We start from the raw sequence: 8,070 nt of genomic DNA, 5'->3' as shown, positions 1-8,070 counted from the left end.
TATTAGCAAGGAACTTCAGTTCCTTGCGGGACATGGCTTTTACGTTAAGTTGACACGTATGAGCTGGCTCGTGCCCCTACACCTTGCGATATAATGTTGTACCGCATCTGGATGGGAACCGCTATATCGTTGTCTATAATGCCCAAAAGAGGCTTAACCGAGCAGTATTGACAAGGGGAGGGGAAGACAATTCCTCTCCCCCTTGTCTCTTCATTGACACCTTGAGAGTACCGCCTGAAATGGACTCTGCAAGAATTGCTATTTGCTGAGTAAATTGGGATATAGAACCAGAAAAATTTTCTGGGTAAACTTGACCAGCAAATGGTAATGAAAAACTATTATCAAGATTTTTTAATCCGTGATTGGGTGCAAAGCGATCGCACAAGAGCCGCCGAAGTCATCAGTTATGTATTATCAGAATACGGTCTGGGTTGGGAACCAAAGGGCGCTGACCGAGATGTGCTGCGAGTAGAGGAATATTATTTAGCTACTGGGGGAGAGTTTTGGGTAATTGAGCACCAAAGCCAGTTAGTAGGTACTGGAGCATACTACCCCATACACCGAGGCGAAAAAGCTGTAGAAATCCGCAAAATGTATCTTTTGCCCAGCATCAGGGGTTTAGGATTAGGGAAATATTTGTTACAACAGCTAGAAGCAGCGATCGCAGAGCGTGGTTTTGAGCAAATTTGGATTGAAACCGCCAGCGTTTTAGTAGAAGCAGTCAAGCTTTATGAAAGCAACGGCTACACTCCAGTAACGGGAGTAGAAACAACAAGGTGCGATCGCGTGTATATGAAGTCATTGGTCAATTGTCATTAGTCATTTGTATTTGACCAATGACCAATGACTAATGACTAATGACTAATGACTAATGACAAAGGACAATTCTAAATGCACACTTGGACTAAAAATCTTACAGGCTTACTCAATCTTTTTCTCCAATCCCATTGTCCTCTGTGCCAACGTGCAACCTCGCAAGAATTCTGCCACAATTGCGCCAGACAACTGCAAAAATGTCAACGTCAAGACCCGATTTCTTTATGGCAAGAGCCAATACCAGTATTTGGCTGGGGAGAGTATGGTGGGCCGGTGAAACGAGCGATCGCGGCGATGAAATACGACAATCAACCCCAAATAGCTCGTCCCTTGGGTCACTGGTTAGGAGAAGCATGGTTGTTAAATTCACCAAGCCGAGATAGCCGGGCTGTGGTAGTTCCCATCCCACTCCACCCTAGCAAGCAAAAGCAACGTAAATACAATCAAGCCGCACTGATAGCACAAAGCTTCTGCGAAATAACTGGATTAAAATTGAAACTAAACGGTTTAGCAAGAGTGCGAGAAACTGAAGCGCAATTTGGTTTATCGGTATCTAAACGAGAAAAAAACTTGGCTAACGCTTTTGCTGTTGGCCAAGAATTTCGCCATCGTCCCCCAAATGTCCCAGTGCTGTTAGTGGACGATATTTATACTACTGTTGCTACTGCTAGGTCTGCTGTGCAAACACTTCGTCAGTATGGAATTGTGGTTTTAGGATTAGTCGCAGTAGCCACTGCCGTCAAAGACGGATAAATCAAGAATTAATGGGCAGGCATTAGCAGATAAGTGCATAAATTGACCGAATTACACTATTTTTGTAGGAAAAATTGCTTGAAATGTATGAATAAAGTTTGGGCGGCAGGTTTAAAACAACTCATCATCATTCCTGCCACATTGCTGGCAATAGGTATAAGTACAAGTGCAGCTTTTGCTCAAAATAAGTTGTATAGTCCAATTCCTTTATCTAACAGTACTGAATTTTCCGATCGCCTCTCAGACAAAGACATTCCCACAGGTCAAGGTGGGTTTGCCCGTGATTACACAGTGAAGTTAAATAAAGGCGATAATTTAGCAGTTGACCTGTCATCTGAAAACTTTGACAGCATCATCACCCTGCTAGCACCTGATGGATCGACTTTGGCAGAAAATGATGATGGCCCTGATGGTAGTAGCAATTCCCTACTTTTTACTCGCATCGTAGAGACAGGTGATTATGTGATTCGTGTCCGGTCTTTTGGGGAAACTGGAGTTGGGGCTTTTAAACTCAAGGTGACAAAGCTGCAACCGATTAAATGAAGGGAGTGGGGAGTGGGGAGTGGGGAGTGGGGCAAAACAATTCCGAGTTCCGAGTCCTGAATAAAGAAGTGAAATTCCCCACGCAGCGTGGGCTAAACGTCCCGCTAGCGCTAACAGCACAGGGCAATCAAAACTTTTAAGGGTTATGAGGTATGGGTTATTCTCCTCATCCCCCTCATCCCTACTCCCTACTCCCTACTCCCCACTCCCCACTCCTCACATTTTAAAAAACAGTCAATACACAGAGAAATAAGGCTTCAGTCCACTCAACGACTGCGCCGTAGGTATCTCCTGTGTGTCCGCCTAATTTGTGGTTGAACCACGCACCAGTTAAAGTGCCGATCGCACTTCCAGCAATTATCATTGCCAGTGCGAGAAATAGCTGTTGTTTATCTATCAACCAAAGTAAACCACTCAAACCAAACAGCAACAACAATCCTGGTAACAAATCTTTGTAAGAACGAATGGCTTGTTTGTGAAGCGCACCTTTACCAGTTGGTTTCAAGTAAGGATATCGTGCGATCGCTACCTGTTGTCCCCAACGTCCCCAGCCACAAGCAGCCATCAGCAATAACCAACGGTTTTCTGGCATATCCGTCAAAGCTGCTATTTTTAGTATCACCAAGGCGATCGCTGCCATTGCCCCAAATGCACCTGTAGCACTATCTGTCATCACTTCCAGTCGCCGATTTGGATCGCCCACTGCCAAACCATCGGCAGTATCCATTGCCCCATCTAAGTGCAGTCCTCCAGTTATGGCAATCCAAACGCTGACAACTAAAGCACTACGAGTTAACACTGGCATACCAATAAAATCCATCCCCGTATCGAGTAACCCTAAAATTCCCCCAATTATTAACCCTACAACCACAGCAAGACGTGCCACTCCCCGAAAGTCTAATCTCTCCAAATACGGTATTGGAATACTACTGTAAAATATAATACTAGCTGCCAGCTTTAACAGCAGCTTTTTCCACCACTGTTGCTGTTTCGTCATCTTAGTAACATTAATATTTGGTTAATTGCTGGATAATAGACTTGGGTTCAGTACAATCGACATGAGCATACTTTAAAACTTTAGATAAGATTTACTTCTATTAGAGATTCTCCTTGAAAATTTTGTTATGCTGTTCTAAGTGGTAAATAAATAATACAGTGTATTTTTTATACAAAAAATGAATGATTCAGGAAATTAAAATTCCATCAGGGATCAAAATTTGTGTTTTGTATTTGTTAACTAAAAACTTACTCCAAATTATTTAGACGATTGCCCCACAAAATTGATATTTTTTTAAATGTAGGAAGTAAACAAGCTATTCAATTATGACAGTTTAGCTATGTTGCCGCTCTCCTTAGCTCAATCGCTATTTTCCTATGAGTCACCATCTACCCGACACCAGGATACCAGCTCCGTGCATTATTAACACGGGCATCATTGTGAATAAGCTCGACATCCGGCGATTGCTGACAGACTTAGGTCGAGTCCACTACATCTACACCCAAGAAGATAAGGTACTGAGCGAGGGTGAAGGGGATGTTATGGAAGTTTTCGCCAATCCGCAAAGGTCTACCTTAGTGGCTAACCACGCGCTATATCTGAATGTTTGTAGTTTTGATTACTTGGAACTCAAACAGTCGTCGCAACAAGAAACCTATTTTGATTTGATGCAAGAAGGAGTGTGTCTGCGGTTGATTCCCCGCTCAACCCCCATACAAGAGCGACGAGAGCGAACCTTCAATGTCAGCGCCATAGAAGCGATGATGGAGCAAGTTCTCTCTGCCAGGTGGGATGCAGAAATTGACGATGATTGTTCTGATTCTTTTTAAAATAGCGTTTATTATACCAAATTTATGTGAGGATGCGCTTTATTGATCTAGGGGCAATTCATAAATTGCCCCTAGATCGGATAGTTTTGCGTAAGTCCCATAGGCGCATCTTCAAAAATCTAAAATGGTATGAGTGCGAATTTTTCCTTTGAATGTCTCGCTTGCTGTAGCCAGACAAAAGCTAGAGCAGGAGTGTTTTTCACTCCTCACGGTGTTGTAGAAACCCCCAGATTTATGCCAGTGGGAACGCTGGCGAATGTCAAAACTATCACCCCATCTCAGCTGCGAGATACTGGGGCGCAAATGATCTTATCGAATACTTATCATCTTCACCTACAACCAGGGGAAGCGATCGTGGCTGGGGGTGGTGGGTTGCACAAATTTATGGGTTGGAATGGCCCAATGCTCACAGATTCGGGTGGGTTTCAAGTCTTCAGCTTAAGCGAGATGCGGAAAATTACTGAAGAAGGCGTCACTTTCCGCTCACCCCATGATGGACAAATTATTAACTTGACTCCTGAGCGCTCAATTGAGATTCAAAATACTTTGGGGGCCGATGTGATTATGGCCTTTGATGAGTGTCCGCCTTACCCAGCGACTCGCCAAGAGGTTGAAACTGCAACTGAGCGCACTTATCGCTGGTTAGAACGCTGCATAACGGCTCATCAACGCAGTGAACAAGCATTGTTTGGCATTGTACAGGGGGGCGTATATTTGGATTTGCGTTGTCGTGCGGCTGAAGCTTTAGCTAAGTTGGATTTGCCCGGATATGCCATTGGTGGCGTGAGTGTGGGAGAACCGCCAGAAATGATGGCTGAGATTGTCAAAGTGACAGCACCGCTTCTACCGCCTGAAAAGCCGCGTTATTTGATGGGTGTGGGTACTTATCGGGAAATGGCGATCGCCATCGCATCTGGTGTAGATTTATTTGATTGCGTAATTCCCACCCGTTGGGCGAGACATGGTACAGCGATCGTCCAGGGCGGACGCTGGAATTTAAAAAATGCTAAGTTTCGTGAAGATTTTACGCCATTAGATGAAACTTGTCCTTGCTATACTTGTCAAAATTTTAGCCGTGCTTACCTATCTCATTTAGTGCGATCGCAAGAAATTTTAGCTTATACCTTGTTGAGCATTCACAACATTACCGAACTAATTCGCTTTACGCAGCATATTAGAGAAGCAATATTAAGCGATCGCTTTGTCACAGAATTTGGTCATTGGCTCAACTGAATGAGGGAGTGGGGAGTGGGGAGTGGGGAGTGGGGAGATGGGGAGATGGGGAGATGGGGAGGATGAGGGAGATGAGGGAGATGAGGGAGTGAGGGAGAAGAATTAATAACCAATCCCCAATGACAAATGACAAATGACCAATGACAAATGACAAATGACAAATGACAAATGACCAATGACCAATGACCAAACCATGTTAAGATATTTCTCAATTATGAAAGCTCTGTTGGATAGTTGGATTTAAACAAACATGGAAGCAGCACTTTTATTAGCAAAACTGCCTGAAGCATACCAAATCTTTGATCCTTTGGTGGACGTTCTCCCAGTCATCCCCGTATTCTTCTTGTTGCTTGCTTTCGTTTGGCAAGCAGCCGTGGGATTTAGGTAAGTTAATCTATTTTTCAATTTATAGGACAGGTATTATACCTGTTCTATTTTTTTGTGACACTATATTCTATAAAATTAATATTTTTTAATATATTGTAATATTTTAATATAATAAATAAGATGTGAATCAAGCCATGTCAATATGAAGCCTTGAAAGCCAAGCTTAGAGTCAAGGAGGAATCAGTTATGGGTAATATCAAATTCGTTAAAGAGAATAAAGAAGTAGTGGCAGCAGATGGTGCAAATCTCCGGCTCAAAGCGATGCAAAATGACATTGATATATATAAATTCATTGGTAAGATGACCAATTGCGGTGGTAGTGGTCAGTGTGGTACTTGCATTGTGGAGATAGTCGAAGGACTAGAAAATCTTTCCCCCCGCACAGACGTAGAAAACCGTAAATTCAAAAAAAAGCCTGAAAATTACCGCCTTGCCTGTCAAACTTTAGTGAATGGCTCAGTCAGTGTGGTTACGAAGCCTTAAGTTCTCAAATCTGCCACTGCTTCAATTTGTATCCAGTCAGTAGTCAAAATACTTACCAAAATTAAGTTTCCTGATTTTGAATTTTGAATTTTGAATTTTGAATTGGTATAACTCTGTCGTCGATGATGCTATCCTAATCTTGTTGACTGGAAATTTAAGAGAGGTTTTCTTGCCATGCAAGTTAATGACCTGGGGTTCGTAGCGAGCATTTTGTTCGTACTAGTCCCCACTGTGTTTTTACTAATTCTGTACATCCAAACTGCTAGCCGCGAAGGTGGAAAAGATAATTAAGAGTTTGTGTATCAAATAAAGAACCCCTGCACCAGTAGTGTAGGGGTTTTTATTTATTTATCAACCACTAACTCTATTTTGACTAGGACTTACGCAAAAATTGCTAAAAAGCTTAATTTATCGAACCGCCAAGACGCCAAGAGCGCCGAGAATTAGTAGAGTGTGCGTAAGTCCTATTGACTTTAAGCGATCGTCCGCGCCAACAATACCGGACAAGTGGCATTAACTCGAACATAGTCAGACAAGGAAGATCCGATAAGTCGGTCTATATCAACAAAACTCTTAGCGATGGATGGGCGACGATCTGGAGAACCGAGCAATAATAAGTCTATATTCAACTCATCTGCCAACCGACAAATTTCTTCACCAGGTTTGCCACTACTGATATAAGAACGAGATTGGATGCCTTGTTTTTCAGCTTCTGCAACTGCGGCTGCTAAAACAGGATTTTTGTTTGAACTAACTTCAGTTATTTCCGATTTTTTTCCGCCTAAATCTGTGGCAACATTTGCCAAAATTAACTCGCCGCCCTGAATATCTCGCAGTAAAAACAGTGCCAATTTCAAGCAGTTTTTTGCGGAATCAGAGTTGTCTATTGCCACCATAATGCGCTTAATTCTTTTGACATAAATATCATCTTTTACCAGCAACATTGGGCGAGAAGATAGCTGGAAAACATACTGACTGACTGAGTTCGATAAAATGGATTGCAGGCGTTTCAGTCCGCGTGAACCCATAATAATCAAGTCAGCGTCGATTTCATCAGCTACTTGGCAAACTACATCTTTGGGGTCGCCTTCGCGCAAAATTGAAGAAACCTGGCTAGGATCTAAGTTCAAAGTTTGAATTGCATTAGCTAAAATTTTACCCCCATTTTCCCATTTAGATGTCATGGTAGCAGCAGTACTTTGTGCCTGAACAACATGCAAAATTGTTACTTTTGCAGATTGAATTGAAGGAATTTCTTTCAGGGTTTTGAGCATTTCTTCTGCGTGTCCCAATCCCGATACAGCCAGCAAAATTTTTTCTATCATTTTACGTGATTGTTGTTAAGTTTACTTTAGTTGTCGCTGTTATTACTTGGCTCAGGTCATATTTTTACTGCCTTGCTCAACAACCTAGTTAGTAAGGTGGCACAAATAAACTTTGTTTTTTAGTATTTAACACTCAAACAAATGACAAAGTACAAAAAGCTCAACAAATGTTTAAGTTCATTTGCAGCTATTTATTTAAAATTATTAACTAGACTTCAATTAATAAGCATACTCTCAATTTAGCCTAGATAACTTAATAAATTATGATGTTAGTTATCATTTTTAATCTATGTTTACTTTTTTTAATTAGAAGTTAGTTAAGTATTGCAAAGAAATGCCAAAATAACTATTTAGAAAGATTTATTCACTGTAAGATTTACCAGGCGATCGCTTCCGGCTTGAATAGTCATTTTCCCTATTCTGTGCCTTTTTTTTAGTCTCTTGCAGTTTTGGTAACTCAGATAGGATTGCTATATCCGAACATCAGAGGAATGTGGGATCACAGTATCTAAATTCGGATGTTCTAATAGTCGAAGTCATATTTCATACTATAAAGACCTCTAAGAAGGTTTTACTAAGAAAGTAGTCAGAATTCAGGAGCCAGAAAAAAGCCATGAATTCTGTACGACTGGATGGCGACTTAGGTTGAAAGCCCCCGGATTTATCCGTGGAAGCGATAAAAATTTATACTTTTTTGAATCCC

The 8,070-nt window shown here is 41.7% G+C and carries 10 protein-coding genes; 8 read left to right on the top strand and 2 right to left on the bottom strand.

Going from position 1 to position 8,070, the window contains the following annotated elements; genetic code table 11:
• Positions 1-327 precede the first annotated feature (327 nt).
• The 3 genes from LC574_RS15785 (at position 328) to LC574_RS15775 (ending at position 2,112) form a co-directional block, all read left to right on the top strand.
• The gene (locus LC574_RS15785) at positions 328-819 is read left to right on the top strand and encodes a GNAT family N-acetyltransferase (RefSeq protein WP_229454392.1); all 492 of its coding nucleotides are present in this window, start codon (positions 328-330) and stop codon (positions 817-819) included.
• A 72-nt stretch (positions 820-891) separates the two neighbouring features.
• A complete protein-coding gene (locus LC574_RS15780; RefSeq protein WP_229454391.1) occupies positions 892-1,569 on the top strand; it encodes a ComF family protein in 678 nt (225 codons plus the stop codon).
• Positions 1,570-1,656: 87 nt separating this feature from the next.
• A complete protein-coding gene (locus LC574_RS15775) occupies positions 1,657-2,112 on the top strand; it encodes a PPC domain-containing protein (RefSeq protein ID WP_229454390.1) in 456 nt (151 codons plus the stop codon).
• Positions 2,113-2,335: 223 nt separating this feature from the next.
• Here the strand turns inward: LC574_RS15775 and cobS are convergent, their stop codons facing one another.
• Positions 2,336-3,109: an adenosylcobinamide-GDP ribazoletransferase gene (cobS, locus tag LC574_RS15770; protein ID WP_229454389.1), complete on the bottom strand. Its 774-nt coding sequence runs from the start codon at positions 3,107-3,109 to the stop codon at positions 2,336-2,338.
• 377 nt (positions 3,110-3,486) lie between these two features.
• Here cobS and LC574_RS15765 point away from each other — a divergent pair, with 377 nt between their 5' ends.
• The 5 genes from LC574_RS15765 to psbM all read left to right on the top strand — a co-directional run bounded on the left by LC574_RS15765 (position 3,487) and on the right by psbM (position 6,333).
• Positions 3,487-3,939 (top strand): hypothetical protein, encoded by a 453-nt coding sequence (locus LC574_RS15765; protein ID WP_229454388.1) that lies wholly within the window; start codon positions 3,487-3,489, stop codon positions 3,937-3,939.
• Between the two features lie 129 nt (positions 3,940-4,068).
• Entirely contained in the window at positions 4,069-5,172 is a 1,104-nt protein-coding gene (gene tgt, locus LC574_RS15760; protein WP_229454387.1) for a tRNA guanosine(34) transglycosylase Tgt, read from the top strand.
• A 250-nt stretch (positions 5,173-5,422) separates the two neighbouring features.
• Positions 5,423-5,560, top strand: coding sequence for a photosystem II reaction center protein K (locus LC574_RS15755; RefSeq protein WP_006195022.1), 138 nt, complete (start codon positions 5,423-5,425; stop codon positions 5,558-5,560).
• 185 nt (positions 5,561-5,745) lie between these two features.
• Positions 5,746-6,042 carry a 2Fe-2S iron-sulfur cluster-binding protein gene (locus LC574_RS15750; RefSeq protein ID WP_100901507.1) on the top strand — a complete coding sequence of 99 codons (297 nt, stop codon included), beginning with the start codon at positions 5,746-5,748 and terminating at the stop codon, positions 6,040-6,042.
• Between the two features lie 174 nt (positions 6,043-6,216).
• Positions 6,217-6,333, top strand: coding sequence for a photosystem II reaction center protein PsbM (gene psbM, locus LC574_RS15745; protein WP_100901506.1), 117 nt, complete (start codon positions 6,217-6,219; stop codon positions 6,331-6,333).
• Positions 6,334-6,515: 182 nt separating this feature from the next.
• Here the strand turns inward: psbM and LC574_RS15740 are convergent, their stop codons facing one another.
• Positions 6,516-7,367, bottom strand: coding sequence for a universal stress protein (locus LC574_RS15740; protein ID WP_229454386.1), 852 nt, complete (start codon positions 7,365-7,367; stop codon positions 6,516-6,518).
• Positions 7,368-8,070: the final 703 nt, after the last annotated feature.

This window comes from Nostoc sp. CHAB 5715, assembly GCF_020829685.1.
Classification (GTDB): Bacteria; Cyanobacteriota; Cyanobacteriia; order Cyanobacteriales; family Nostocaceae; genus Nostoc.
Note: the sequence above shows the minus strand (reverse complement) of the source record. Positions and strands in the feature narration are given on the sequence as shown.